The 26,803-nt window shown below is 62.6% G+C and carries 23 protein-coding genes; 17 read left to right on the top strand and 6 right to left on the bottom strand.

Annotated elements, in window-relative coordinates; genetic code table 11:
- Positions 1–2 precede the first annotated feature (2 nt).
- From brxL to IDT60_RS04795, 11 genes are all read left to right on the top strand, one after another.
- Complete coding sequence (gene brxL, locus IDT60_RS04745) at positions 3–2,051, top strand: protease Lon-related BREX system protein BrxL (protein ID WP_191081075.1); 2,049 nt, start codon at positions 3–5, stop codon at positions 2,049–2,051.
- A 195-nt stretch (positions 2,052–2,246) separates the two neighbouring features.
- Positions 2,247–4,601: a UvrD-helicase domain-containing protein gene (locus tag IDT60_RS04750; RefSeq protein WP_191081076.1), complete on the top strand. Its 2,355-nt coding sequence runs from the start codon at positions 2,247–2,249 to the stop codon at positions 4,599–4,601.
- A 422-nt stretch (positions 4,602–5,023) separates the two neighbouring features.
- A complete protein-coding gene (locus IDT60_RS04755; protein WP_191081077.1) occupies positions 5,024–5,167 on the top strand; it encodes a hypothetical protein in 144 nt (47 codons plus the stop codon).
- A 30-nt stretch (positions 5,168–5,197) separates the two neighbouring features.
- Positions 5,198–5,569 (top strand): hypothetical protein, encoded by a 372-nt coding sequence (locus IDT60_RS23500; protein WP_191081078.1) that lies wholly within the window; start codon positions 5,198–5,200, stop codon positions 5,567–5,569.
- Between the two features lie 30 nt (positions 5,570–5,599).
- Positions 5,600–5,947, top strand: a complete 348-nt coding sequence (locus tag IDT60_RS23505; protein WP_191081079.1) for an integrase core domain-containing protein — start codon at positions 5,600–5,602, stop codon at positions 5,945–5,947.
- Between the two features lie 162 nt (positions 5,948–6,109).
- Complete coding sequence (gene istA / locus IDT60_RS04770) at positions 6,110–7,672, top strand: IS21 family transposase (protein ID WP_191079989.1); 1,563 nt, start codon at positions 6,110–6,112, stop codon at positions 7,670–7,672.
- Entirely contained in the window at positions 7,669–8,415 is a 747-nt protein-coding gene (locus IDT60_RS04775; protein WP_191079990.1) for an ATP-binding protein, read from the top strand. Before istA ends, IDT60_RS04775 begins: the two co-directional genes overlap by 4 nt.
- A gap of 232 nt (positions 8,416–8,647) precedes the next feature.
- Positions 8,648–9,094: a hypothetical protein gene (locus tag IDT60_RS04780; protein ID WP_191081080.1), complete on the top strand. Its 447-nt coding sequence runs from the start codon at positions 8,648–8,650 to the stop codon at positions 9,092–9,094.
- Between the two features lie 194 nt (positions 9,095–9,288).
- Positions 9,289–10,436 (top strand): IS3 family transposase gene (locus tag IDT60_RS04785; protein WP_191081081.1). Its coding sequence is split into 2 segments (ribosomal slippage): positions 9,289–9,562 and positions 9,562–10,436, totalling 1,149 coding nucleotides; the frame shifts between segments, so codons are not numbered across the junction.
- A gap of 185 nt (positions 10,437–10,621) precedes the next feature.
- Complete coding sequence (locus tag IDT60_RS04790; RefSeq protein ID WP_191081082.1) at positions 10,622–11,302, top strand: hypothetical protein; 681 nt, start codon at positions 10,622–10,624, stop codon at positions 11,300–11,302.
- 1 nt (position 11,303) lies between these two features.
- Positions 11,304–11,672, top strand: coding sequence for a FlgT C-terminal domain-containing protein (locus IDT60_RS04795; RefSeq protein ID WP_191081083.1), 369 nt, complete (start codon positions 11,304–11,306; stop codon positions 11,670–11,672).
- 219 nt (positions 11,673–11,891) lie between these two features.
- Here IDT60_RS04795 and IDT60_RS04800 read toward each other — a convergent pair whose 3' ends face one another.
- Positions 11,892–12,104 (bottom strand): hypothetical protein, encoded by a 213-nt coding sequence (locus IDT60_RS04800; RefSeq protein WP_191081084.1) that lies wholly within the window; start codon positions 12,102–12,104, stop codon positions 11,892–11,894.
- Between the two features lie 252 nt (positions 12,105–12,356).
- Complete coding sequence (locus IDT60_RS04805; RefSeq protein WP_191081085.1) at positions 12,357–13,637, bottom strand: GAF domain-containing protein; 1,281 nt, start codon at positions 13,635–13,637, stop codon at positions 12,357–12,359.
- Positions 13,638–13,818: 181 nt separating this feature from the next.
- Between IDT60_RS04805 and IDT60_RS04810 the strand changes: the two genes are divergently transcribed.
- Entirely contained in the window at positions 13,819–15,609 is a 1,791-nt protein-coding gene (locus IDT60_RS04810; RefSeq protein WP_191081086.1) for an NAD(P)/FAD-dependent oxidoreductase, read from the top strand.
- A gap of 101 nt (positions 15,610–15,710) precedes the next feature.
- On the opposite strand, the gene IDT60_RS04815 is transcribed toward IDT60_RS04810, so the two are convergent.
- Positions 15,711–17,270, bottom strand: a complete 1,560-nt coding sequence (locus IDT60_RS04815) for a glycoside hydrolase family 32 protein (RefSeq protein ID WP_191081087.1) — start codon at positions 17,268–17,270, stop codon at positions 15,711–15,713.
- Positions 17,271–17,620: 350 nt separating this feature from the next.
- Here IDT60_RS04815 and IDT60_RS04820 point away from each other — a divergent pair, with 350 nt between their 5' ends.
- The 5 genes from IDT60_RS04820 to IDT60_RS04840 are packed head-to-tail and all read left to right on the top strand — an operon-like array spanning position 17,621 to position 23,384.
- A complete protein-coding gene (locus IDT60_RS04820; RefSeq protein ID WP_191081088.1) occupies positions 17,621–19,057 on the top strand; it encodes a glycoside hydrolase in 1,437 nt (478 codons plus the stop codon).
- A gap of 39 nt (positions 19,058–19,096) precedes the next feature.
- Positions 19,097–20,434 (top strand): ABC transporter substrate-binding protein, encoded by a 1,338-nt coding sequence (locus IDT60_RS04825; RefSeq protein WP_191081089.1) that lies wholly within the window; start codon positions 19,097–19,099, stop codon positions 20,432–20,434.
- Positions 20,435–20,476: 42 nt separating this feature from the next.
- On the top strand, positions 20,477–21,358 hold the full coding sequence (locus IDT60_RS04830) for a carbohydrate ABC transporter permease (protein WP_191081090.1): 882 nt from the start codon (positions 20,477–20,479) through the stop codon (positions 21,356–21,358).
- A complete protein-coding gene (locus IDT60_RS04835; RefSeq protein WP_370590721.1) occupies positions 21,355–22,266 on the top strand; it encodes a carbohydrate ABC transporter permease in 912 nt (303 codons plus the stop codon). The genes IDT60_RS04830 and IDT60_RS04835 overlap by 4 nt, the downstream gene beginning before the upstream one ends.
- 38 nt (positions 22,267–22,304) lie before the next feature.
- On the top strand, positions 22,305–23,384 hold the full coding sequence (locus tag IDT60_RS04840; RefSeq protein WP_191081091.1) for a LacI family DNA-binding transcriptional regulator: 1,080 nt from the start codon (positions 22,305–22,307) through the stop codon (positions 23,382–23,384).
- 68 nt (positions 23,385–23,452) lie between these two features.
- Here IDT60_RS04840 and IDT60_RS04845 read toward each other — a convergent pair whose 3' ends face one another.
- The 3 genes from IDT60_RS04845 to IDT60_RS04855 form a co-directional block, all read right to left on the bottom strand.
- Positions 23,453–23,989, bottom strand: a complete 537-nt coding sequence (locus IDT60_RS04845; RefSeq protein WP_223883884.1) for an MBL fold metallo-hydrolase — start codon at positions 23,987–23,989, stop codon at positions 23,453–23,455.
- Between the two features lie 133 nt (positions 23,990–24,122).
- Positions 24,123–24,848 carry a hemerythrin domain-containing protein gene (locus IDT60_RS04850; protein WP_191081092.1) on the bottom strand — a complete coding sequence of 242 codons (726 nt, stop codon included), beginning with the start codon at positions 24,846–24,848 and terminating at the stop codon, positions 24,123–24,125.
- Between the two features lie 152 nt (positions 24,849–25,000).
- Positions 25,001–26,323, bottom strand: coding sequence for a S8 family serine peptidase (locus IDT60_RS04855; RefSeq protein WP_223883885.1), 1,323 nt, complete (start codon positions 26,321–26,323; stop codon positions 25,001–25,003).
- Positions 26,324–26,803: the final 480 nt, after the last annotated feature.

A 26,803-nucleotide genomic window follows, 5' to 3' on the forward strand; every position in this document is an offset into this window, starting at 1 on the left:
CGGTGGCAGAGCTCGACGAACTCGACCGAATTACTGCGGATGCCTATGAGGGCTTTGTCGTGCGCAAAGACTTGGCACAAAAGTTCAAGGGAGCTTATCCGATTCCAACTTACGTCGGGGAGTTCCTCCTAGGACGTTTCTGTGCAACAACAGACCCGGTCGAGATCCAGGAAGGTTTGGAAGTCGTCGAGCGGCTGCTTCGAGACCGGACCGTACGCGCTGGCGAAGAAGAGTTGTTCAAATCACGGGCCCGCGAAAAGGGCACCATAAAGATCATTGATCTCATCCAGGCCAGATTGGATTCCAAAGCCAACGTTTATCTGGCCACGCTGCCGAGCCTCCAGCTGAGCGATGTCCGGATCGAGGACTCCGTGGTGGCCGCGAACGAGCGCATGCTTACCGGTGGCTTCTACGCCGAAATTGACTTGGAATACGATGCCGCAATCGCCGGCGAGAGCTCGGGTCGGCCATTCGGAGTGACGAGCCTGCGTCCGATTCAGCTGTCTACGCGGTCTGCCTTGGATGATCTGGCGGAAAAGCGTGACAAGTTCACCACCGAGCAGTGGAAGCACATGCTGCTGAGAAGCGTCGGTTTTGAACCCGCCCGATTGACTGAGCGACAGCAAAATGTGCTTCTACTACGGATGGTCCCGTTCGTTGTCCGCAATCACAACATGGTAGAGCTTGGCCCCCGAGGTACTGGCAAGTCACACCTGTTCCAACAGGTCTCTCCCTACGCCCACCTCATCTCGGGCGGGAAGGCGACCGTGGCGCGGATGTTCGTCAATAACGCCACAGGTCAGCGTGGACTCGTAGCGCAGCATGACGTGGTTTGCTTCGATGAAGTGTCCGGCGTTTCCTTCGATCAGAAGGACGGCGTGAACATTATGAAGGGCTACATGGAGTCGGGGGAATTCAGTCGAGGCCGCGAAAGTATCCGCGCCGACGGCTGCATTGTCTTGGTAGGGAACTTCGATGTTGATGTCCAGCACCAACAGCGCGTCGGGCATCTCCTCTCTCCGCTGCCGCCGGAGATGCGAAACGACACGGCCTTCATGGATCGCATCCATGCTTTTCTACCTGGTTGGGACGTTCCAAAGCTCGATCCTTCATACTTCACCTCACATTTCGGTCTAGTCAGCGACTTCTTGTCCGAGTGCTGGACGCGACTGAGAACTCAGAGCCGAATGGCGAACATCCAGGGTCGCCTTCACTACGGCGACGCGCTCAGTGGACGAGACTTGACCGCCGTCAACAAGACGACGGACGGCCTACTGAAGCTCTTGTATCCGAACCACGACGCAGCTATACCGGACGTCGAACTCGAGTGGGCGGTCAAGCTGGCACTCGAATGCCGGCGCCGTGTGAAGGAGCAGCAGCGCCGCATCGGTGCAGCCGAATTCCGAAACACTCACTTCAGCTACCGTCTGGGCGAAGATGCTGTCGAGCAATTCGTCTCCACTCCGGAACTCCAAAGCCCTGACACGATCGGCTTAGACCCGTTGCCGCCCGGACAGATTTGGGCTGTGAGTCCTGGCGGTCCAGACGAGTATGCGGGTCTATACCGGGTTGACGTTACAGAAGCTCCGGGAAGTGGCGTCAAGATTGTGAACCGGCCAACGCCTCCGGCACTTCGCGAGAGCGTTCAAGTGGCCGAGCAAAACCTCATTGGGCACGCGCGTGAGCTGGTCGGGGACAGAACACCCCGTGAACACGAGTTTTCGATTCAGGTGCGGGCCATGGACAATGCCAAATCCGGAGCTGCACTTGGACTGCCAGCCCTATTGGCCCTGTGTAGCTCACTACTGCAGAAAAACGTTAGGGGAGGTCTCATCGCAGTGGGCAATCTAACTCTAGGCGGAGGCGTAGAGAATCTGCCGAACGCGGTTGCCTTGGCGGAGCTGGCGATGGAAAAGGGGGCGGAGACACTTCTACTGCCTGTTTCGGCCCGAAAACAGCTCTTCGATGTGAGCGATGACGTGGCCACGAAGATCTCGTTTCTCTTTTACTCCGATGCCAAGGACGCCCTGCTCAAGGCGCTGGCCGACTGAGATGGAGTCTCACAGGACTGGCCTGCAACAGGTGTTGATGTTGGTTCTGGATCAGAACTTCAGACCGTCGTCGGGCCTATCGAGGTCTTATCCGAGTCGCGATTGAGCTCTGCAGGAACCGCTGGCGAGAATTGTCTGGGTAGTCCATTAGGATTGTCCAAAATGAGTCACGAAACACTTTAACAGGGGGAACTTTTGACGGCGGAGCTGCAAGATCTGAGGCCTATTCTCGAAGCGGAGAAGGCGATCGAGCAGGATTATTTCGACCAGGCCAAAGACGCCCTCGATCAGGCAATCGCCTCCAGCGAACTCCTATCATCTGGTAGCACTGCATTTGAGCGCAGAGCCTTAGCAGCAGCTGCCCAGCGTCGGCAACGACTGGGTGCCGACGAGGCTGTTGCCTTTGGCCGAATAGATCTTGACGACGCTGAGACTCGGTATATCGGCAAAGTCGCCATCCGAAACGCGGACCGCGACATCTTGGTGTATCAATGGCAGTCCCCGGCGGCCGAGCTCTACAATTTGGCGACTGTGGATGATCCGAAGGGTGTAGCTCGACGGCGCGTCTATCACGCTCCAGGAAACCGGATCGAGTCCTTCGATGACACGCTTTTCCAGCAGCTGTCGGAGGACTTGGAGCAACTGGAGCAACATTCTTCGTCATCTGACCCCTTGCTGGAAGAGCTTGGCCGTCAACGCGGTACGCATATGCAGGATATCGTCCGCACAATTGAGGCCGCGCAGAGCAAACTAGTAAGGGCCGACAAGGACCAGCTACTCGTGGTCCAGGGCGGCCCGGGCACTGGCAAAACGGCCGTCGCTCTGCACCGGGTGTCATGGCTTCTATTTAACTTTCAGAACGAGCTCGCACCCCAGGACGTCTTGGTAGTCGGTCCAAACCCTACTTTCACCAAATACATTCAGCGGGTCCTTCCGGACCTGGGAGACGAGAACGTCGTTCAGCAATCGCTTGACCAGCTGCTGGCTGGGTCTACTGTGGCAAGGGGCTCGGACGACGCACGAACGGCGCGTTTAAAGGGGTCCCAGACTATGGCCGGCATCGTGGCCAGGGCTCTGAACCAGAGGGTTAGGGTGCCCTTGGCTGGCCTCAAATTCCGTCTCCGCAACTCAGCGCTGACCTCATCTGTCAGCAGCTCTGACATTGAAAGCGCGCTGAAGTCGTTACGCCCTGGGACGTTTAATGAGCGTAGGGCCCAACTGCGTTCGGCCCTACTGCAAGTGGCGCGGGCGTCATCTTCATACCTCGGGTCTTTGGACCCGGAGAGCTTGTATGATCCCACTTCGATAGAAGCAGAAATTGAAAAGGTGTGGCCCCAGTTGTCACCGCATCAGTTCATTAGGGAACTCTTCGGCTCCAAGGAGCGGCTGAAGTCGGCAGGAGCCAATAGCTCGCAGGTTGAAGCACTTTATCGCCCCGCCCAGGCGCGGATTGGAGACGAGGCCTGGACCTCCGCCGATCTGGCCGTACTAGACCAAGCGATGCACTCAATCCAGGGTGTCGCTTCTAGATACGGTCACATCGTTGCCGATGAGGCCCAAGACCTCTCCGTCATGCAGCTGAAAGCGATTAGGCGTCGATCGCGTTCAGGATCCATGACGATCGTTGGGGACATTGCGCAGTCCACCTCTGCATACGCTCGACAAAACTGGAGCCAGGTACTCAAGGAACTCGAATCGGAGCTGCCGGCAAATCTTGAGATCCTCGACATGGGCTACCGCGTGCCACGTCAGATCTTCGAAGTGGCGACAAAGGTACTTTCTGTGGCTGCACCAGACATCAAAGCTCCTCAGATACTGCGGGATGTTCCCGAACCCCCGCGATGGTTTGTCCCGGCTCCAAGCGCTTTGGGTGCTTGCGTTGTCGACGCCGTCCAGGACCACAGCGCCAAAGGGCTATTCGTTGGAGTCATCGCCAACAAGAAGATATGGCCGGAATTGCAGGAGTTGTTTCACGCACGGGGAACGCGATGGAGTGAATCCGCCGACGGCGGTCTTTCTCAAGGAATTAATCTTGTCACGCCAGAGGATTCTAAAGGCTTGGAATTCGACGCTGTTGTCGTCGTAGATCCGCAGCGTATCCTGAATGAGACCCAAGGTGCTCGGCTACTTTATGTCGCCCTTACGCGGACTGTGCACTTTCTTGACGTCGTCATACCTGAAGGTAAGGTCCCTGACGTTCTGGCTGAATTCGTTACCGCCGCCACTCCTGAAACGGAAGCCGACACCGGGTCCGACGCTGACTTTGAAGGCGAGTATGAAGACATCGAAGACGAGATACTCGAGACCGAGGAGGCCACGGATCCGGAAGACGACGGTCAGCCGGACCCCGAGGTTGAGGGTCCGCCCGAGCCGGTTAAGGGAACTCCATTCTCGACGGGCAGTGGGGCGACTTTGCACAAGGCAAGGGATGAGGCCTACGCCCAGTTGACGGCTGACGAGATTTTCGCAGACCTCCAACAAACGGCCGGCCCAGCAATTCAGCGGCGTGTGGTGGAGCTGCTAACCGTAAAAATCAAGGGCGCTTCCTAGCGGCCGGAGAAAGCTGCGAATAGGCGACCATGGAGATCGCCCAGCGTGCCCTCCAGCTGGCCGCCCGTGGGCACAAACTATGCATGGACAGGCGATGGCGCGCTGAGCTGCGCCCGCTCGTTTGCGACTTTGTCCAAGGGACAGCGGTCGTCTGGCGGCCGGCCAACTTTGTGGTACGCACCTATAACTTCCACCGAGGTTGCCGTCATAGAGCTCAGACTTGGCCAAGTTGCTGCAGGTCGCCGCTGAGGACCAGGGCTGGGTTGAGTATTCGCTCTTGAGGGGTCCAGGTGTGGTGCGGTTTAGCGCCAGGGTCCGATCCCAAAGTTTGCGCTGTTCAGCGCCGGTATTGGTGTGGTTAAGCGCCGCCTGAAAAGCTCCTTCCACCGCGTGAGGGCCACGTGGTGGAAGGAGTACCGGTAATGGTACGGAAGATTAAGGCGAAGCTCGTCTTGCAGTTGCGCAATAAGGGCCTGTCCGGTAGAGCGATCTCGGTTGCTCAGGGCATGTCCAGGCACAGCATTCAGGCGGTGATCGATGCTGCGGAGCAGCTCGGGCTCGGTTGAAACGACGTTGCGGAGAAGTCTGAGGGCGAGGTGTATCTGGCGCTGTTTCCCGGTCGCGGGGTGCGGGAGAGCGTGTTCGCGCAGCCGGACTGGGTCCAGGTGCACCGTGAGCTGGCCAGGGTGGGGGTGACGTTGAAGCTGCTGCACCAGGAGTATCTCGACGGGTGCAGTCGGGCCGGGCAAGCGGCGATGAGTTATGACCGGTTCTGCCGGCTCGGCACCAGGGTCCCCTCGGGGGCGACGATCGCCCGGCTGCTCTCAGCGGTCGGGCAGGTTGATGCTGCCCCCAAGAAACGCCCGAAGTCGTCCTGCATTCCCTTTACCCGCGCCACGGCCATGGCGTTGTGGCAGCTGGACGCGTTCGAATACAGGCTGGCCACCGGCGCGGTCGTGACGATCTAAAAGCTGCTGGACGACGCGACCCGCTACGACGTGGGCACCTGGGCGAATGCCCGGCATGAAAACAGCGCCGACGCGCAACGAGTGCTGGAACGAGCCATTGACCAGTACGGGGCACCGCAAGGACTGTTATCGGGTAACTCCCTGGCGTTCCACCAGCTACGCCTCGGCCGGGTCGGCGCAGTGGAATTTTTCCTGGCCTCACGCGGCACGTTGCCGATCACCGGCCCGCCCGGCAAGCCGACCACACAAGGGAAGAACGAACGCTCCCACCAAACACTGGTGCGCTTCCTCGACGCACATCGACCGACAAACCTTGAGCAGTTACGGGCGAGAATCTGCCGGTATCGGGAGCACTACAACAACCGGCGCCCACACTGAATATTCGCTCTTTTGGGGTCCACCCGTCGCGTGTTTGGGGGCCGGTGGCCAGAGCGCGCAGTAGCGGTCTTGGGAGCCGGGCGGTGGCGTCGTTGGGGGCCACCCCGGCTTAGGCTCCTTCCGTCGTGTGTATAGGGCGCACGGCGGAAGGAGTAATCAGTAATGGTACGGAAGATCAGGGCGAAGCTGGTGTTGCAGTTGCGCGCCGAGGGCCTGTCGGGCCGGGCAATCGCAGCGTCGCAGGGAATGTCCCGGAAGAGCATCACGGCGGTGCTGGAGGCAGCCGACGCGGCCGGGGTGGTGTGGGACGAGATCGCCGACAGCTCTGACAGGGAGGTGTATGCCCGGTTGTTCCCGGGGCGCGGTGAGCATCAAAGCGTGTTCGCGCAGCCGGACTGGGACCAGGTGCATCGGGAGATGGCCCGGGTCGGGGTGACGCTGAAGCTGCTGCATGGCGAGTACGCCGATTCATGCGCCGCTGCCGGTGAGCCGGTGATGGGCTATGACCGTTTCTGCAGGACCTACCAGCGGCACGTGCTGGTAACGGGAGTGGCATCGAGGGTCGGACACAAGGCCGGGCAAACGGTGGAGGTCGACTGGTCGGGGCCGACAATGCAGTTAACCGATCCGGTCACGGGCAAGGCCAGGACCGTATATCTGTTCGTGGCGTGCCTGCCTTTCAGCCGGTACGCGTTCGTCGAACCCGCTCTGGACATGAAGCAAGACACCTGGCTGCGGGCCCACGTGGCGATGTTCGAGGCCTTCACCGGGTCGGTGCCGCGGATCGTGCCGGACAATCTGAAGACCGGGGTCATCAAGCATCCCCGCGAGGGCGAGGTCGTGCTCAACGACGCCTACCGCGAGATGGCGGCGCACTACTCGGCGGCGGTGCTGCCCGGACGTGTCAGGGCGCCGAAGGACAAAGCCAGCGTGGAAAACACGGTCGCCCACGTGGCTACCTGGGTCATCGCCGGGCTGCGCCAACGGCAATTCACGTCGTTGACGGAGCTCAGGGCCGCCATCATCGAGCGCGTGGCGGCCTACAACGCGGAGCTGTTCCAGAAGCGGCCCGGGTCCAGGGCCAGTGTGTTCGCAGCCGAGGAACAGCCCCTGCTGACGGGATTGCCGGCGGTTGCCTACGAGATCAGCAGGTGGGTCTACGGGCGCCGGGTGGGCCGGAACGGGCACGTGGTCTGGGAGCGGAACTACTATTCGGTGCCCTTCGCCCATGTCGGCACCACGGTGGACCTGCGGATCACCGATCGGGTAATTCAGGCCTACCGGGGCACCGAACGGCTGACCAGCCACCTGCTGCTGCCCGAGGGCGCGGCCAATGAATACCGCACCAACGACGCCGACCTGCCCGCCGGCGAGAAGTACCGGCAATGGGATGCGCTCCGGGTGCGGGAGTGGGCCGGACGGATCGGCCCGGCGGCGGTGACCGTGGTCAACCGGATCTTCGAGTCCGTCCCGGTCGACGAGCAGGGCCTGGACGCAGCACTGGCCGTGCTGCGGCTCTCCCGGCGCTACTCCGCCGAACGCCTCGAGGCAGCCTGTCGGCTCGCGTTGGCAGGCCGGGTGCGGTCCCCGCGGTATGCGCACCTGCAGCCGATCCTGGCCACAGAGCAGGACAAGGCCGCCGGTCTCAGACCACCACGGGATGAACCCGCCGAACACGGCGGATACGTGCGCGGCGCCGAATACTACGCAGGGGGTGCCAAGTGAGCGGGATCGATCTCGAGACCAAACGCAAGCTCCGTGAGATGGGCGCCTCCCCGATGCTGGAAGCGCTCGAGGCCCAGGACGAGACGCTCGTGCTCGGCATGGCCTTCGAGGAACGGCTCCGCCTGGTCGTCGACGAGGCCCACTCCGGGTTCAACCACGCCAAGGTCGAGGGACTGATCCGGCGGGCCGGGCTACGCTACCCGGGCGCGGATCTGCGCCGGCTCGACCTCGTGGACGAGCGTGGCCTGGATCGGAACGTGATCGCCCAGCTCGGCACGTGTTCGTTCATCGAACGGCAGCAGAACGTCGTGTTTCAGGGATTCACCGGATCCGGGAAATCCTACCTGGGGTGCGCACTGGCCAAGCAGGCCTGCCAGCACCGGATCCGGGCCCACTACGTCCGCATGCCCGACCTTGAGGAAGCCTGGGCGCTGGCGAAGGACAAGCCCCAGGGGCAGACTAAATTCCTGAACAAGTACGCGGCCTTCACCCTGCTCGTGATCGACGAATGGCTTCTCGACCACCCCGACGAGGGCATGCGCAGCATGCTCCTGGAGTTACTGGAGCGCCGGTACGACACGGCATCGACCGTGTTCTGCACCCAGTACGCCAAGAAAGACTGGCACCAACGGCTCGGCTCCGGGGTCCACGCCGATGCGATCATGGACCGCATCGTGCACAACACCATCTGGGTCGATACCGGCAACCACAACATGCGCCAACACGCCACCATGAAGCAGTAAGAAAACGTCGGTGGGGGCCGGTGGCCCCCACAACCCCGGCCACCGGCCCCCACCGGCAATATCACTGGCCCCGAAAGGCAATATCGAGTGGCTTCCAAACCTTCAAATACTCACACACCAATCCCTTGACCAAGCCACGCCGGGCAGGGCATGGGAACTGCTGGCGCACACCCCGGCCGCCGAACCGATCCCAGTGGCGGTTCTGCAGGGGAAGGCGGCCAGGTATCGGCAGATGCGCACACTCGACGCCCAGCTCCTGGCACGGGCGAAACTCACCATCTCCAAGACCGGACGGCTGCTGCCCGACGCGGGGACTGGCGACGTTGCCGAGCAGCAGGCGGCCGATCAAGGCCTGGTGGAAGTCACGGCGGCGAACCGCCAAATCTATTACCAGGGGTATCACGTGTCGTTGCCGACCACGTTTTCCGGGCGTGAGTTCTATCGAACTATCAACGACACCGAATACCTGTTCGCCGATCCCACCAGCGGGGAAGTCGTGTTTTCATTCCTGCTGCCCATGATCGCGTTACAGGTCCGTGGACGGTTCGTTGCCTCACACTCCATCAAGGGCGTGCACATGTCGCACCCGACCAAGCAGTGGACACGAAAACGCGCCGAGTTTCAGGAGCAACACGCCTTCCGCGAGAACGAACTGCCAGCAGTCTTTAGCCTCAACTAGATTCCCTGATCTGGGGTGGCGGAGGGCAGGAGGGTAGGAGTGTACGAAGTAGTGAGACTCAGCGTCCACGAAGCCACGAGATCCAGTGTCCACGATGTAGCGAGATTGCACACCTGGTTGGGTCCCCATGTAGAAGTCCAGTGTTTGTGTGAGTTTCGTGTCCGAGAATGGACATAGGAGGAAATTCACGAATCATGGCACGCAGACACACCCCTGAGCAGGTCATCGCCAAGGTCCGGCAGGGCCAGAAGATGCTCAATGACGGCCGCCCGATGCTCGAGGTCATCAAGGAACTCCAGATCACCGAGGCGACCTGGTACCGCTGGCTGAACCAGTACGGGTCCGAGAAGAACGCCGAAGCGTCCAAACGGACCAAGGAGCTGGAGAAGGAGAACGCCCGGCTCAAGCGGCTGTTGGCGGAGAAAGAACTGGCCATCGACATCCTGAACGAGGTGGCCAAGGGAAAATTCTGAGCCCCGAGCCCCGCCGCCGTGCCGTGCGCATGGCGGTGGAGAAGTTCGGGGCGTCCGAACGCTTCGCCTGCAAGGTTTTGGGGCAGAACCGGTCCGCGTTCCGCAAGAAGAAACCCGACATGGGCTTCGAGGAAGCCCAGCTCCGCTCGGAGCTACGTGCCATCGCGGTCAAGCACCCGGCGTGGGGCTGGCGGAAGGCCCGCTGGCACCTGCTGGCCCAGCCGGCCTGGGACGGGGTGGCGCTGAACAGGAAGCGGGTGCGCCGGCTCTGGCGCGACGAAGGCCTGACCTGTAAACCCAGGGCGAGGAAGAAGCGCCGCACCGGGCCCGGCGCCGGGGAACAGAAACGCCTCACAGCCCAGTACCCGATGCATGTGGTCAGCTTCGACTTCCAGTCCGACGTGACCTCCTGCGGGCGGCATATCCGGTTCTTCAACGTCATCGACGAATACACGCGCACGGCGCTGGCGGTCATCCCGCGGAGGTCGTTCAAAGCATCGGATGTGGTCGCGGTGCTGGAGAACATCATCGCCGAAACCGGCGCCGCACCGGCCTACCTCAGGTGTGACAACGGCCCCGAATTCACGGCCGCCGCACTGATCGAATGGTGTAATACCGCCGGAGTCGACACCGCGTTCATCGACCCGGGATCACCCTGGCAGAACGGCTTCATCGAATCCTTCAACGCCCAATTCAGAAGGGAACAACTCTCCGGAGAAATCATGGACACCATGGCCGAAGCCAAGTATTTGGCCGAGGAATGGAAAGCTATCTACAATCATGAACGGCCCCACGGATCCCTGGACGGCATGACGCCGAAACGCTACTGGGAAACATGGACGCAAGAAAACCAATTAGCTACCGCATAGACGCTGGACTGCTAATGGGGGCCCAATCACACCGACACCTCGGAACGCCAGTACCAACTCACGCTATCTGCCAGCCTTGGGATTATGTCGGTAGGTATGTGCGCAGCAACGGACCCGATTGGTAAATGGAGCTTCATTCGATAAGGATGTAGAAGTTCGACTTTTGTATGGGGGTGGTGGCTGGCATGAGTGATTTGTGGGGGCGCCGGCTGAAAACCGCCGGACTCTTCACTCTCGCAGTTCTCGCGGCGGTTAGCGGACTCTCGACCCTTATTTTTGGCTTGGCGCAAGAGGGCACGGCTCGTTTGGCTTTCGCTGGCATCGGCATTGTGGTGCTTGCTCCGACCATCTACTTGCTCGGGATCGTATCGGTTGATGTTGTCGTGCGCTTCCGTGATTACCAGAAGTTGCTGGACGCGGTTGGGCAAGCCCGAGATTCCCTCCAGGCAGCCCAGGAGGACCTGGCTGACGTCCCAGATAAGTTGGCCAAGGAGCGCTTGCGTGGACAGTTGGAGACGTTGGGTGCAGTAACGGCCAATTCCTGCCCGATAATTCCAACGCTAACCAACGCAAGAATTGAAGATGGACGGCTTACCTTCTACGCGGATGTGCAGGAGGGGCAAGTTCCAGCGGTAGGATCCAGGTACTTACTGCAATCTGCTCTCGGCACGCGTCGCGGCATCTTGGCGGTGGCCAAAGCGAAAGACGAAAGTAGTGTAATTCTTGAGGTTCGGGAGCAAGAAGAGGCCGAAGGTCGTTTTTGGGACGCTGCAATGGACCGCGCTCACGTCCACGAGGCCTTACCCGAGAACGTGACCCTCGTTCCAGACCCATTACTGCGTGAACTTGAAAAGAAGGTGGAATGACATGCCGTCCATCAGGGGCAAGGTCGCTACGGTTCTCGATGAGGATCAAATAGCAATCAACGTCGGAAGCAACGACGGCGTACAGGAAGGCGCGAAAGTTGTAATCCTTCGAGAGGTAAACATACCCGACCCATCGATAGAAGGTGGTTCGCTAGGTACTGCTTTTGTGAGAAAGGCAAGCCTAAAAGTTGAGATAGTTGAACCTCGATTCTCAGTGGCTCGTGTTTCGAAAGTCAATCGTTCACAAAGTCTCTTCATGACTAATATGGAACCGGAGTTCGTCTTCGTTGACGACCCCGCCCGTGAGGGTAAAGGGCGACTGTTTGTGCAGGCTAACGACCCTATCGAGGTGAGTGTCTCTGGGAATTAGCGCTAGAGCCATCGGATGGGTGAGGACGCCGTTCTAATGACTGTTGGGTGCGCTTACGCACCGGCGCTTCGCGGTGCAAGGCGATCCAACCAGGCTGTGCACCTGCTCCACTCGCGAAACGCTGTATGTCTTCGGCACTACGGCCGTTCACTATTGTCCTAATGGATAGTGCCGGTTCCAATCGCGACGATGTTAGAGGCCAGAGACTCGCTCTCCGCGTTAGCCGGCCCATGGATGCCGCGAAGCCAAGCGAAGCGATGCCGCTGCCAAGAAGACAGTCGGGAGCACGAACACCCGTCTGTCGCGCACATAGTCAACATTCCCGCGCCCGACCATGACTTCCTTGAGCCGGGTCTGGGCGTGGGGGGCCTCGCAGATGCCGTGTTCGGCCATGACGGCGGCACTACCCAGGAACACGTCGTCGAAGCCCATCCTTTCCCAAGGCCGCCTCGGCCAGCGGCCTCACGAAGCATGGCTCACGCTCGGGATCCGGCCGCCCAAGCAGTCGATCTCGATGCCGTCTTACTCCGCCGGCTCCTGCACGATGTTGATGCCGGGCGTCGTCACGAAACAATCGATCAAAATCCCGCAGTTCGTGGGCTAGGGCACTCACGGTGGAGCCGGCGTCGAGCCGGATGTTCTCACCGGGATGGCTGGAACTTCGGGCTCAACAGTGGGGCAAGCTCAACCCCCGCACGACGCCCGGAACGCCAGGTACCGCGCATCCCCGCGTCCCACTAGCCGGCCCAGTGCCTCCACGGCCTCAAAATCCGCGGCGCCCGTATCCGTGGACAGCCAGCGGATGAGGAGCCCGGCGTCGCCGCTGGACCGCACGGCCGATCCAATAGCAAGATCCAGCTGGTCCCGGAGCAGCTGGACCGCGAGGGCACCTGACCGGCTGAGCAGGGGAGCGGAGTACGCTTCGAGCGCCTGAGCCACTTGCCCTTCGCGCAGCAGCCGCAGGACCCGTCCCGAATCCGAACAGCCGGCCAGGCCCGCAACCAACCGGTACGGGTTCGACTCCACGGCATCGCCCAGCATCGAGCGGACCCGGAACATTTCTGTCCGAATGGCTTGCGGCGTACCCGCGTCGCCATACAGCTCGAAGGCGAGCTCCTCGGCGCTCCAGCCCTGCGAACGTGAATCCAGCAGCGCCAGGATCTCGGCCCGGCGGAGCGTCAGCGGCACCCGGCTGCCGTCCCGGAACACCGCAGCGGGCCTGTCGCCGAGAAGCTCCAGTGACTCCACTGCGGCAGCCGGCCGGCCCACCACCTGCCGGGACGCGCGAACGGAAGACGGGGCACCCGCGGAGTTCCCGCCGTCGGGCATTCCCAGCAGCGCCTCCGCCACTCGAACCGCGCACCGCATCATCCGCAGCGTGTCCGCGCTGAGGGTGTCCAGCGGTCCCGAGACGTCGAGCACGCCCAGCAGTTCACCCGTCAAAGGGTCCGTGATGGGCGCCGCCGTGCAGGCCCACTCGTGGTGCGTGCGGACCAGGTGCTCGGCGGAGAACAGTTGCACCGGCCGGCCGGTGACCAGCGCCTCGCTGATGGCGTTGGTGCCGATGCCGGCCTCGGACCAGTCCGCCCCCTCAAAGAACTCCAGCCGGTCCGCGCGCCGCAGTACCTGCGGGCTGCCCACGCGCCACAGGATCTCGCCGTTGGCGTCGGTGAGTACCAGGAGGTGCCGGCCGGAACTGGAATCGTCGGCGAGCAGGTCGTGCAGCGCCGGCATGACCTGCTGCAGCCGGTGCTCCCGCCGCAGCTCCAGGACGTCGGCAACGTCGTGCAGGTGCCGCGGGCTGTGCTGGTCCGGGCTGATGCCCAGGGCCATGGAGCGGCGCCACGAATCCGCCAGGTCGGTGGGGATCTCCGGGCGCGGGACGCCGGAAATGACCAGTTCGTGCGCGCGGCGCAGGGCGCGCGAGTACTTCGCCGGGTCCGAAAACCTCAGGCCGTAGTCCAAACAGTGTCCTCCTCACCGGCGGCGTCCTTGCCGGCAGTGCCCGTGTAACGCGGTTGAAACCCCCACTGCGTTGCAATGGTGATGCAGCTCACGCCCGTCCCAGCATATCGCAGGGGATTCCGGCGGGACGGGGCCGCCGGAACCAACAGACACACGGACCATAAGACACAAGGGAGTGGACATGACCGAGACACCCACCGCAGCCGCGCAGGCCTGGCTGACGGAACTGGATACCGCTCTGCAGCGGCGCGACGCGGACGCCGCCGTCGAACTTTTCGAGGACGAATGCTACTGGCGCGACTTCGTGGCGTTTACCTGGAACCTGAAGACGCTCGAAGGCAAGGCAGACATCCGGCAGATGCTCGAGGCCACGCTGGACCACGTGCAGCCTTCTGGTTGGGCGCTCTCCGAGGACGCCACGGGCGACGCCGCCAGCACGGAAGCCTGGATCACCTTCGAAACCGCTACCGCCCGCGGCTACGGCCACCTCCGGCTGCGGAACGGCAAATGCTGGACGCTGCTCACCACCATGCAGGAGCTGAAGGGCTTCGAAGAGAAGAAGGGCCCGCGCCGCGAGAAGAGCGTGGCACACGAGATCATCAAGGGCCGGCGCTCCTGGCTGGAACAGAAGGAGGAGCGCGAGGCGCGGCTCGGCTACGAGGCGCAGCCCTACACGGTGATCATCGGCGGCGGGCAGGGCGGCATCGGCCTCGCGGCCCGGCTGCGGCGCCTGGGCGTCCCCACCCTCGTCATCGAGAAGAACCAGAAGCCGGGCGACTCCTGGCGGAACCGCTACAAGTCCCTGCACCTGCACGACCCCGTCTGGTACGACCACATGCCCTACCTGAAGTTCCCCGACGACTGGCCCGTCTTCGCCGCCAAGGACAAGATCGGCGACTGGCTGGAGCACTACACCCGGATCATGGAGCTGAACTACTGGGGCGGCACCGAGTGCGTGGGCGCCGAGTACGACGACGGCACCCAGGAATGGGTGGTCAGCGTCGTTCGTGATGGGGTGCCTGTGACGCTGCGCCCCAAGCAGCTGGTCTTCGCCCTGGGCGTCTCCGGCTACCCGAACATTCCCGCGTTCGACGGCGCGGGCTCCTTCCTGGGGGAGCAGCGCCACTCCTCGCAGCACCCGGGCGGCGGGGACTGGACCGGGAAGAAGGCCGTGGTGATCGGCTCCAACAACTCCGCGCACGATATCTGCGCAGACCTGTGGGAGCACGGCGCCGACGTCACCATGGTGCAGCGGTCCTCCACCCACATCGCCCGGAGCGAATCGCTGATGGATCTGGCACTGGGGGGTCTGTATTCGGAGAAGGCTTTGGCGAACGGGGTCACCACGGAGAAGGCCGACCTGCTGTTCGCCTCGCTGCCCATGCGGATCCTGCCCGAGGCGCAGGTGCCCGTGTACCAGGCGATGGCTGAGCGGGATGCCGCGTTCTACTCCCAGCTGGAGGCCGCCGGGTTCGACCTGGACTTCGGCGTGGACGGGTCCGGTCTGTTCGTGAAGTACCTGCGGCGCGGCTCCGGCTACTACATCGACGTCGGCGCCTCGCAGCTGATCATCGACGGCCGGGTGCAGCTTCGCTCGGGGGAGGTTTCGAAGATCACAGGGAACGCGGTGGTCCTTAGTGATGGCACCGAGCTGGAGGCTGACCTGATTGTCTACGCCACCGGCTACGGCTCCATGAACGGCTGGCTGGCGGACCTGGTTTCGCCCGAGGTGGCGGACCGGGTGGGCAAGTGTTGGGGATACGGCTCAGACACCCCGAAGGACCCGGGCCCCTGGGAAGGGGAGCTGCGCAACATGTGGAAGCCCACCAACGTGCCCAACCTCTGGATCCACGGCGGAAACCTTCACCAGAGCCGGCACTACTCCGCGTACCTGGCCCTGCAGCTCAAGGCCCGGATGGAGGGTCTGGAAACGCCGGTGTACGAGCTGCAGGCAACGCACCACCCCCGCTAAACGCCGGTTCGGTGGTTGAGCCTGTCGGCCGGTGGTTGAGCCCGTCGAAACCCAGGTTTCGACAAGCTCAACCACCGGGTTTCGACGGGCTCAACCACCGATTAGACCGGGCTGCCGAACTCGCGGATCCTCATTCCGGTGAAGTCCGCCGGGCCGCCGTCGGCGTACAACGAGATGCCGGTGTCGCCGTCGGCGAAATGCACTTGCTGCGAAAGGACCGTGTGCCCGGCGTTCACGAACACTTCGACGCTCTGTGTATCAACGAAGATGCGCAGGTGTACCGATCGCGCGTTGGCGTCGATAGGCGCGGCGGCACGCGAGTAAGGCGTGAGCGAATAGCCGCTCTGGTCCGAGGGCGCACGGTCGACGTACAGTTCGGCGCCGTACTTGCCAACATTCGTGTGGCGCAATCCGTCTGAGGAGCGGCCCACCGATACCCCAACGTTTGCAGCCGCGTCCCATGAGATGTCGAGCTCGAGCTCGTAAGCGCGCCCGCTCCACGGCAGCACGGAGCTGCCGTTGACGGTGCGGTCAGGAAGCGTGGTGGTCGCGGTGACGTGGCCCGAAAGCGCCTCAACGGGGGAGCTGAGCAGGCTGTACCAGCCGTTCGGTTGGTGCTCAAGCCGCAGTTCCCGCACGATCGAGTTCTGCCCGTTGTACCCGTCGGATGCATCGGTGGGTACGTCGCGGGCCGCGTACTTCCAGTTGTTCATCCAGGCGACCGCAAGACGTTTTGTCTCCGGCGCCTCGACCGATGGCCACGTCACAGCGGCGTACCAGTCCCAGCCCCAGTCGAGCCACTGCGGTGTGAGGTTGTCGGCGATGAACGCCGTGCCGTTCCAGGTGCCCGTCCAATATGCGTAGGTCATCGGCAGGCCGATACTGTAGGCATCCATGCTCGCACCGAGCACCCAATGCCGTGTGCCGTCGTCGGCCGTCATGGTGAACAGATCCGGGCACTCGATCCCGCCGAGCGCAGGGTTTGGGTAGTCGAAATTGGATTTCCACTGCCAATCCCGAAGGTTCGGGGAGGTGTACAAGGCTGCGTAACGTGCCCGTCCGATCACACACACCCATTCGCTGCGTACTTGGTCCCAGTGGATCTTGGGGTCGCGGAACCACTCCGCGTTTTCGATCTCGGCTGGTGTTGTGGCCGTGCGGCCGTCAGTGTTGACGATCACCGGGTGGGGGAGTGCGGTGAAGGTGTAGCCGCCGTCGGTGGACCAGTAGAGGTACTGATCCTGATACTTGCGGATCCCGTCTGTCGGCTGCGTGGCGAGTGCGATCACCGCCCCGGCGCCGAACCCAGCCGTGTTGGCTGTGTCCACGACGGCCGATCCCGACCACACCGGGAAATCGGGCTGCAATGGCATCACCACGCCGTGGTGGGTAAAGGACACGCCATCGCTGGTGGTCGCGTGATCCCATCCGCCCGGGCCGTTATTCTGCCCGGAGTGCAGGTAGTAGAGCTGGTAGCCGCCATTGGTATAGACGGGGCGCTGCGGGTCGCAGAGCCAGCCCGAGGGCGGAGTCATGTGATAGACCGCCCGCAGGGATGACTGCGCATGCGCTGCAACGGGTATGGCGCTGCCAGCGAAAAGGGCAAGAGCCCCAACGCCTGAGCCTTGCAGGACAGCACGTCGTGAGATGCGGTGCGTCATAAATTGGTTTTCCTCTCAGGGTTTGGCGGGCGCGTAGGCCAGCCGTGAGTCATCGGCGGTGATGGAGGCGCGCTGGCAAGGAGGAACACTTGCGGGATTCCAGGGGAGCAGTGCCGCGCTTTTCAGGCGAGAGAACAGGTGATCGTAGCCAGGCCGCGTCGCTCGGCTTCGAGGGGCGCGGTAACTGATCGGCTATGCAGGACGATAGTGGGGCTTGGCGGGATTGGTCAAGCGTTTAATCACTGAGTGCCAACGAGAAAATAAAATTTGCTAAATCGCTTGATCGGCTGTGTGATCCACGCTACTTTTATCGTGATCAAACGCTTTAGCAGAAATGGACATCAGCGCCGATGAAACGCTCAATCTTTTTCCAGCCCGCCGACGGCTGGGTTGGGGACCTCATCCCCTTCGAGAAGGACGGGGAGTTCTGGCTCTTCTACCTCCACGAGGTCCGCTCAGACCCGAAGCCGGGAACCTCATGGAATCTCGTCACCACGAAGGACCTCACGCAGTTCGAGGACCAGGGAGTTTCGCTCCACCACGGAAGCGAGTCCGATCTGGACTTCAACGCTTACACGGGCAGCATCGTGGTCGATGACTCCGGCATTCACCATCTGTTCTACACGGGACAGAACCCTCGCAACCTCGGTCCGGACGGCGCACCCCTGCAACTCGTCATGCACGCCACAAGCACCGATGGCATGCAGACCTGGGTGAAACACCCGGAGCTCACTTTCGGCGCCCCGGACGGCTATGAGTCCGGAGACTGGCGGGATCCTTTCGTTTTCCGGGACGGCACCGCCGGCCAGTGGCGGATGCTGCTGGCGGCCCGGCACTCCGCCGGAACCGAACGCCGTCGCGGCGTCATCGCCCAGTGCGTCTCCAGCGACCTGATGACGTGGGAGCACACCGAGCCGTTCTGGGATCCGCGCCGCTACATCACCCATGAGTGCCCGGACGTCTTCGAGTGGGGCGGCTGGTGGTACATGGTCTACTCGGAGTTCTCCGAATCGTTCACCACCCGGTACCGCATGGCAAAGGGCCCCGACGGTCCCTGGAGCGTCCCGGACCGGGACAGCATCGACGGCCGCGCGTTCTACGCGTCAAAGACCGCCGAGCGGGACGGGCGGCGCTTCTTCTTTGGCTGGATCGCCACCAAGGAAGGAAAGCGCGACGGCGGTCCCTGGCAGTGGGCGGGCACCATGTCCGTCCTGGAGGCACGGCAAAACCCCGACGGCACCCTGGGATTCGGCTTCGCGGACGAACTCGTCGACAGCTTCTGGGATGACGTCCCCGTATCCCTGACAGGCGGCCTGCCCACGCGGCTGGAGGTACCGGACGGGTATACCGCCGTCGTCTCCGATGAAGAGCTGCCCAGCCAGTTCTACGCCCGGGCAGTACTCAACATCGAAGCCAACACCACCGAATGCGGGCTGTTGCTGCGTTCAAGCGAAGACGGGGACCAGGCCTACGTTCTGCGCCTGGAACCGAAACGCGGCCGCATGGTGTTCGACCGGTGGCCACGGAGAGTCACCGGCGACGCGCAGTGGCACGTCTCCGGGGACATACCGTTCGAGATCGAACTGGAACGTCCCTGCGACCTGACTCCCGGCGAGCACACCCTCGAACTCGTCGTCGAAGGGGACCTGTGCGTGGCCGTTCTGGACCGGCAGGTTGCCCTTAGTACCAGGATCTACGACTTGCCAGCGGGGCGTATTGGCGTCTTCGCGGGGGAGGGGTCCGCAATTCTTACCGAACTTCAGATACGCACACGCACAGACAACTAAACATCCACAGTGCTTGCACCCGAATCAAAGGAGATTTTCATGAAGAACCTATTCCGCACAGCCGCCGTGGCGGCAGCCGCGGCCATCGCCCTCGCCGGATGCGGCGGCGGAGGCACGGCCAGCGACCCGTCTAACGTCAGTCCCACCGGAGAGGTCAAGCCCCGGGAAATCTCGTGGCTGCTGTCCCGGCCGGCCGACGGCGCCGTCATCAACATCATGAAGAAAATCGCGGACGACTACGCCAAGGACCACCCGGGCTTCTCGCTCAACCTCATCACCACCCCGGACAGGCCTTCCTACATCCAGAAGCTTGAGACCCTGGCTGCCGCGAACAAGCTACCCGAACTCTTCGATACCGACGCCACACCCTTCGCCCAGCAGCTGGCCAAACAGGGCAAGATGGTCGACGCCGAAAAGCTGCTCAAGTCGCTGGATGTCTACGACGACTACCGGCCCAGCGCACTGGACTACCAGCGCTTCGACGACGGATCCCTGCACATGATCCCCTTCCAGTTCGAGCTGGAGTTCGTCTGGTACAACAAGGCCCTGTTGCAAAAGGCAGGCGTGTCCGTTCCGAAATCCCTCGACGACATTCCCGCCATGTGCACCGCCCTGCGCGAAGCCGGCATCACGCCCATCGCCCTCGACGGCCAGGACCAGTGGCCCCTGGAACGGTATGCCGCCTACCAGCCGTTCCGCGAAGCCGGACCGGACTTCATCCAGAAGCTCAAGAAGGGCGAAGCGAAGTTCACTGACCCCGCCGGTCAGAAAACCGTGGAGTGGCTGGCATCGCTCGGCAAGGCCAAGTGCTTCCAGGACGGATTCTCCTCACAAGGCTACTCCGACGCGCAGAACCAGTTCACGTCCGGGCAGGCAGCGATGTACAACATCGGCACCTGGGAGCTGCCAAGCCTGGCAACTGACAAGCTCAATCCTGCCGTGCGGGAGGACATCGACTTCTTCACGCTGCCCACCACCGCAGGATCCGCCACGGCGGCAAACGAGTTCGTCTCGCCGTCGGGCATTGGAATGGCGGTCAACGCCAAGACTTACGACCCGCTTGTCAGCGACTTCCTGAAGTTCGCCCTCACGAAGTACCCCGCCGAGTACGCGGCCACGGGCGCGCTTTCGCCGACGACCAACGTAGAGACGGCCGTGCCGGCCAACGCCACGCCCCTGTACAAGAAGGCCCTGGAGATGGCCAACGACCTCGGGGACAAACAGGCCATGCCGTGGGACACCCAGCTCGACCCGACCACCAACGGCCGACTGCAGCAGGAGCTCGTGCTCCTGGTCCAGGGCAACATTACGCCCGAAGAGTTCACCAGCACGATGGACAGCACCATCGCGCAAAACGCCCCGAAGTTCTTCAAGTAATCACAGCGGTGGGGGCTGCGGCCCCCACCCGAAAGGCCTGCCATGCTTCCCAATAGGTCACGACTCTCTGTCCTGGTCTTCCTGCTCCCGCCCCTGCTGCTTTACGGTGTCGCGGTGCTGTTCCCCATCATGCAGTCGCTGTTCCTGAGCTTCTTCTCCTGGAACGGCATCAGCGACATGGAGTTCGTAGGGCTCGCCAACTATGTACGGATGCTCACCGCTGACGACATTTTCTGGCGCTCCTTCTTCAATGCTCTCGGCTATCTGGCCATCTGCCTGGTCCTGCAGCTTGGCGGCGCACTGGTGGTGGCCAGCCTCCTGACCTCCATGCGGCGCGGCCGGGACCTGATCAAAACCCTCTACCTCCTGCCCGCGGTGATTTCCACCGTGGCCATCGCCTTCCTGTTCGTGCGCATCTACTCGATCGAGCCAGTGGGGCTCCTCAACCAGCTCCTGCACTGGATCGGACTCGGCGCCCTGGAACGTCCCTGGCTCTCGGACATCAACACCGTCCTTGCCGCGGTGTCGGCCCCGGAAGGCTGGCGGTTCACCGGCCTGTACATGCTCATCCTGTACGCGGCGCTGCTGTCCGTCCCGCAGGAGCTTGAGGAAGCCGCCCGCCTCGACGGCGCCTCGCGGTGGCAACTGTTCACCAAGATCCGGTTCCCGCACATCATGCCCGTCTGGATCACCACCACCATCATGGCAACCACCTACGGCCTGCGCGGGTTCGACATCCCGTACCTCATGACCAACGGCGGCCCCGGACAGTCCTCGGAGTTGCTGACCACGTACATGTACAAGACGGCATTCACCAGCACCGACTTCGGATACGCCAGCACTATCGCCGTCTTCATCGTCGTCGAATGCCTGGTCGCCGTCGGACTCATCCTCTTCATGCTCAAACGAAAGGCGGACGCATGACCGCGCCAGCAGCTCCGGTTACCAGGCCCATGACTGTCTCAGCCCCACCACCCAGCCAGCCGCCGTCGCGCAGGCGGCCCAAGCCCAGCCTCCACGGCACGTTGTCAAAGGTGATCATCGCCCTCATCGTCATCGTGCAGGTCTACCCTCTGGCCTGGCTGTTCATCACCAGCCTGCGCACGGAGCACGACTTCGCCACCGGCGATCCGTTCGCACTCCCGAAGGCGATAACCTTCGAAAACTACGCCCGGGCCTTCGAGACCGGCAACCTCGGAATGAACATCCTCAACAGCTTTATCGTCACGATGGGCGCGAACGTCCTGATTGTGCTGCTGGGAATGATGGCCGCCTACGCGCTCCAGGTCCTGGGCTTCCGGTTCAGCAAGTTCGTCCGGGGCCTGTTCCTCATCGGCATCATCGTGCCCGTCCAGATCGCGCTGGTACCGCTCTTCATCGACTACGCCACGATCAACCTGCTCGACACCTACCAGTCGATGATCATCCCACTGGCTGGCTTCGCCCTTCCGATGTCGATCTACCTCTTCTGCTCCTTCTTTGAATACATCCCGCGGGAAACATACGAAGCCGCCTCTCTTGACGGAGCAGGACCCTACCGGATTTTCGGACTCATCACCCTGCCCCTGTCCTTGAACACCGTGGTGACAGTTGTGCTGGTGAACAGCATCTTCATCTGGAACGACTTCATCTTCGCCAACACCTTCGTCCTCTCGGAGGGGCTGAAGACGATCCCGCTGGGCCTGCAGAACTACATCGGGGCCATGGGCAAGACCGACTGGACCGCCACGTTCGCCGCCGTCTGCGTCACCATCACACCCCTGCTGCTGGTGTTCCTCGTGCTGAACAAAGCCATGATCCAAGGCCTGGAGAGCGGGGCGACGAAGGGATGACGGCCACGGCTGATGGATATACTCCTGAAGGAGGACAGATGATTTCGCAGGCGAAAAATTCAGGCAACGCGGCCACCCCCGACGTCTCTGTCAGGACAGGCCGCGCCCATCCGGTGACCCTCCGCGATGTTGCTGAAGCAGCCGGGGTGTCCACCGCCACTGTCTCGCTGGTCATCAACAAGAAGAAGAACGCCCGCATTGCGGACGAGACGCGTCAACGCGTCAGTGATGCGATCCGGCAGCTCGGTTACCGGCCCAACGCGATGGCCAAGAACTTGGTCAGCGGCACCTCACGGTTCATCGGGCTGGTGGCAGACGGCGTGGCCACCACCCCCTTTGCCGGCCAGATCATCCACGGAGCCCAGGACGAAGCCTGGAAAAACGGGTACGCCCTGCTCATCGCCAACACCGAAGGCAACCGCGACCTCGAAAAGGACGCCATCGCCATGATGCTCGAATACAAGGTGCGCGGCATCCTCTACTCGACGTGGTTCCACCGGCCCACAGACATCCCGGAAACACTGCGCGAGGCGGACTTCGTCCTGGTCAACTGTTTCTCCCCAGAGCCGGGGGCCGCCCGAGCTGTGGTACCGGACGAAGCACAGGGCGGGCAGTCGGCCACCGAAATCCTGCTCCGCGGCGGGCACGTACGGATCGCATTCATCAACACCACCACCCCCGCCCCAGCCAGGGACGGACGGCTCCAAGGCTACAAGGAAGCACTGGAAGCTGCCGGAATTCCCTTCGACCCCCACCTGGTCCTGGAAGCCTATCCGGACCAGGAGGGCGGATACGGCGCAACGGAAGAACTGCTCAAACGCAACGTCACCGCCGTGTACTGCTACAACGACCGCATGGCCATGGGCCTTTACGACGGCCTGCGGGAAAACGGGCTGTCCATCCCGGACGACATTGCCGTAGTTGGGTTCGACAACCAGGAAGTCATCGCCGCCCACCTCCGGCCTCCGCTGTCCACAGTGTCACTGCCACACTACGAACTCGGGGCGGCAGGCGTGCGCATGCTGCTGGGTTTGGACGAGGCCCCCACCGACTCCGCAGTGAAGATCATGTGCCCCACTGTTGAACGCGCCTCCGTGGCTGCGCACTCGCCCGCGTAGCATGTAGCCCGCCGTCGTCCCCTACCAAACGCTCTCTCATTTAATGCGGCTTTTCGGCGAACGCTCTCTCACTTGCGCTGGCGTCTTTCGGCGAGCCGCTGCAGCTGCCATTGATGCACTTCGGGCAGCCAGTCAAGCGGGGCCGAAGGGCCGACGCGCACGTCGTCGGGAACACCGCCGTCGTACAGTGCTTCCACGTATGCGCGGTCCTGCCTGATTCGCGCCCGCAACTGCCCAGCCCCGCCCACCGAGCCGTGACCGGGAACGACGGCAACGACGTCGTCGGCCACGCTCTCGAACAGCCGCAGCGCGGCGAGGTAATCTTCAATCGGATTCGCGGCCTGCAGGTCGAGGAACGGCATCAGGATGTCAGACAGCATGTCGCCGGCGACGAGGACGCCGCACTCCTCGATAAGCAGCGCCGCATGGCCCGGGGCGTGGGCCTGATGCTCGATGATGCGGACTGTCGGGCCATCCCAAGGAATCTGCGGAGCCTCGGCGGGCAGACCGGTAGTGAGACCGAGCAGATCCATCGGGATGTCCTCGGCGTACTCCGGCCGCAGCCCCTCAGCGATGCTGTCCTTCCAGTCCGGGTTCGCCAGCACATCCCGGATCGAAGCCGCGCAGCGGGCTGTACCGTACCGGGGCGGGTCGCCGAGGTCCGGGCGCCAGATTCAGCATGAAGTGCCTTCCGTTGGTAGGCTCCCGGGACTGCCCCGGACGGGACCGCCGCGCCGCCTACAGCGTCGCGGGAACTGCGCGTCCCGGGAACAGCGTGGAGTACTGCTTCCGGTACATCCGGCGCCCCACCAGGCGGTAGGCAAGGCGGACAGGCAGCGGGATTTCCTTGAACAGTTCCTTTTGGTCTGCGGGCGGATTCGTGGCCAGCACCATGCCTAGGTAGCCCACCAGGAACTTCCTGTCGACCTGGTTGATCCCGTGCTGCCCGACGCTGCTCATTTCCTTTTCAGTCATCACCCTGTCCACGGCGGGCATCACCTCGGTGACCTCCCGGCGCAAATGCACGTTCAGGACAGCCGACAGGTCTTCGTAACGCTCAGCCAGTTCCTTGCCGGTCTCCGCGTCCGCCGTTGCCATCCACTTCAGGCGGAGCGGCTCGATGACCTTGAGCCTGTCGGTGACCTGCCTGTGCTGCGCGAGCATCTGCTCAATGTGCAGCGCGCACGCCGGTGCCCGTTCCCCCAGCGGCGGGTACATCAGCAGGTCCTCGCCCTCGTGGTGGATGTGGAGCACCATGTCGAAATTCCCCAGCACCTCGCCGACGTAGGCAGCGCGGGCGGTGTCGCCCGGCGCGGCGGAACGGACAAGGCCGGGCGCCTCGCTGTATGCCCAGAGTAAAAAGCGGTGAATGCGCCGCATGCCCGCGGTCCCGGTGCACAGGACCGGCCCCGGCGGCAACGGGGCCGCGGTCTCGCCGGGCTGCATGGTGAAGAAGTCGGTCATTTGCTGGGCCCCTAACACTCGTTACGGCTGACCAGGACCCCTCCCCGGCAGCATCGTATCGCCCGGCCCTCACGGCGCACAACGGGAGACGGCTTCCGACGGCGGTCGTTCGGCCTGCATGGGGCGGGTGGTCGGGCACCCTTTGCCTTTCCTCATTTCCTTCCCGGGCAGCTGGTTCGTTTTGGCGTCTCAGACGGACAGTAGTCCGCAATCTGTGCCAGGTATCCGTAGTACTGGGAGCCTGTCGGGCGCAGCGGGTCGCCTACGAACCCGAAGTCGGCGTTTACCGCGTTATATGCCTCGGTCTGAGTCAGGAATTGGTCCATGACTTCCTTGCCGGAGCCCTTGCAGGCTTTCTTGCTGATGCAGAGCGCCACAGCACCGGCTACGGCTGGGCTGGCGAAGCTCGTCCCGTGATCGACGGAGTACCCGCCAGGCGCAGTAGAAGCCATGCAAACCCCTGGAGCGGCTAATGTGTGGCGCTTGTCGGCCGGTTGTGTGGCGAAGTTGGAGAAAAAGGCGGCATGGTCATCGGATTGTCCCGCCGCACTCCAGTCCACAGATGCGCAGACAGGCGGCGCTGCTAGTCCTCCCGGGCGTCCATCGAAGTCAGCCATGGCCGTTACGGTGAGGACCTCGTCATACGCGGACGGAACAGATGCCGCAATGTCGGCGCTCTCGTTACCCGCCGCTACCGTGTAGGTCACGCCGGCCTCAACCGAGCGGCAGATGGCGTGGTGAAAGGGATCGACACCAGCGCCGCAGTTCCCCAGATCAGTCGCCGGGCCGGTGATGCTCATGTTCGCGACTGAGATGTCGTTACGCGGGTCCTTGTCCTTTTGGGTGGACGTTACCCAGTCTACAGCGCAGAGGAGGTTTGCTTCTGGAATAGTGCCGGCGTCGTCGACGACCCGGACGGACCAGAGCGGCGTACCTGCAGCTGCCCCGATGATGCCGATGCTGTTGTTCTTGGCCCCGATGATGCCGGCAACCATTGTTCCGTGCCCGAAGGGGTCGACGGGGGCGACTGTGACTGGTGAACCGGACTGGCAATCCACACCGCCGCGGACATTGAGATCAGGATGGGTGCCGTCGATGCCGGAATCAATGACGGCGGTGTTCACCCGGACGGAGTTGTGTCCGTCTTCAGCCGTGGCATCGTCCAGGGTTTGGCCCATCCGCTGCCACCAGAAAGGGGCAAGCTCGGTATTCGGCGCCGGGTCCGGGGGGCGGCGAAACTCGCGACCTGAGGAAACGAAATCGACGGTCGGGTCTGTGGCCAGGCTTTTGGCTTCAGGAGCGCTCATGCTTGCCGCATATCCGTTAAGTGCGTTCTTATAAGTCCGCGATGGTGCGAAGCCGAACTTCTTTCCGTGGGTCGCGGCCACGGTATCTGTGTTCTGAGCCCCGTCCTTCAGTACCACGATGTAGTTTTGCTCTGGCTCGGCGGCTGCTGCCGGTGCGGCGGTGGCCACGCCACCTCCTGTCACTGCGATCATGGCTGCCACCATAATCATCGCTGGCCTTTTGTAACCTTTCGCCGCTGGCCGTGACCTTCTAACGAGGGGAAATGGCACATTGCTGAACATCGTGGCTCCTTGTCTAAGAACCTGTCCAGCACACCAGATAACAAAGTCATCGATCCCACGAGTTCAAGGTGGCTGTTGTCACAGGCTCTAAACAGGGGCGTTTCCCGTGAACCGGCTGGATTTGAAATTGTGCCGAACGGGCTCGTACTTGCCGCTCCGGTCCGAAGTCTCAGTACACAGTCGCTTGAACGCGGGATCAAGAGTGGGGTCTACTCATTCTTGGAATGCGGAGGTTAGGTAGTTCTGCATTATTCGCGGCTTCAAGCCAAAGCTGCAGGGCAAAGTTATTGACCAGCTTCGGCTGCGTGAACTCGTTCAACGCACCCAGCAGTCCACGTGTGGTTGACGTACAGGCCGCCGGGTCAA

This window comes from Pseudarthrobacter sp. BIM B-2242, assembly GCF_014764445.1.
Classification (GTDB): domain Bacteria; phylum Actinomycetota; class Actinomycetes; order Actinomycetales; family Micrococcaceae; genus Arthrobacter; species Arthrobacter luteus_A.

What these genes read in the sequence shown, in the direction of transcription:
- IDT60_RS04755 (WP_191081077.1), top strand. Translation starts at nt 5,024, where the DNA reads ATGGTACGGAAGATTAAGGCGAAGCTCGTCTTGCAGTTGCGCAATAAG.
- istA (WP_191079989.1), top strand. Translation starts at nt 6,110, where the DNA reads ATGGTACGGAAGATCAGGGCGAAGCTGGTGTTGCAGTTGCGCGCCGAG.
- IDT60_RS04780 (WP_191081080.1), top strand. Translation starts at nt 8,648, where the DNA reads ATGCGCACACTCGACGCCCAGCTCCTGGCACGGGCGAAACTCACCATC.
- IDT60_RS04790 (WP_191081082.1), top strand. Translation starts at nt 10,622, where the DNA reads ATGAGTGATTTGTGGGGGCGCCGGCTGAAAACCGCCGGACTCTTCACT.
- IDT60_RS04795 (WP_191081083.1), top strand. Translation starts at nt 11,304, where the DNA reads ATGCCGTCCATCAGGGGCAAGGTCGCTACGGTTCTCGATGAGGATCAA.
- IDT60_RS04800 (WP_191081084.1), bottom strand. Translation starts at nt 12,104, where the DNA reads ATGGGCTTCGACGACGTGTTCCTGGGTAGTGCCGCCGTCATGGCCGAA.
- IDT60_RS04810 (WP_191081086.1), top strand. Translation starts at nt 13,819, where the DNA reads ATGACCGAGACACCCACCGCAGCCGCGCAGGCCTGGCTGACGGAACTG.
- IDT60_RS04815 (WP_191081087.1), bottom strand. Translation starts at nt 17,270, where the DNA reads ATGACGCACCGCATCTCACGACGTGCTGTCCTGCAAGGCTCAGGCGTT.
- IDT60_RS04820 (WP_191081088.1), top strand. Translation starts at nt 17,621, where the DNA reads ATGAAACGCTCAATCTTTTTCCAGCCCGCCGACGGCTGGGTTGGGGAC.
- IDT60_RS04825 (WP_191081089.1), top strand. Translation starts at nt 19,097, where the DNA reads ATGAAGAACCTATTCCGCACAGCCGCCGTGGCGGCAGCCGCGGCCATC.
- IDT60_RS04830 (WP_191081090.1), top strand. Translation starts at nt 20,477, where the DNA reads ATGCTTCCCAATAGGTCACGACTCTCTGTCCTGGTCTTCCTGCTCCCG.
- IDT60_RS04835 (WP_370590721.1), top strand. Translation starts at nt 21,355, where the DNA reads ATGACCGCGCCAGCAGCTCCGGTTACCAGGCCCATGACTGTCTCAGCC.
- IDT60_RS04840 (WP_191081091.1), top strand. Translation starts at nt 22,305, where the DNA reads ATGATTTCGCAGGCGAAAAATTCAGGCAACGCGGCCACCCCCGACGTC.
- IDT60_RS04850 (WP_191081092.1), bottom strand. Translation starts at nt 24,848, where the DNA reads ATGACCGACTTCTTCACCATGCAGCCCGGCGAGACCGCGGCCCCGTTG.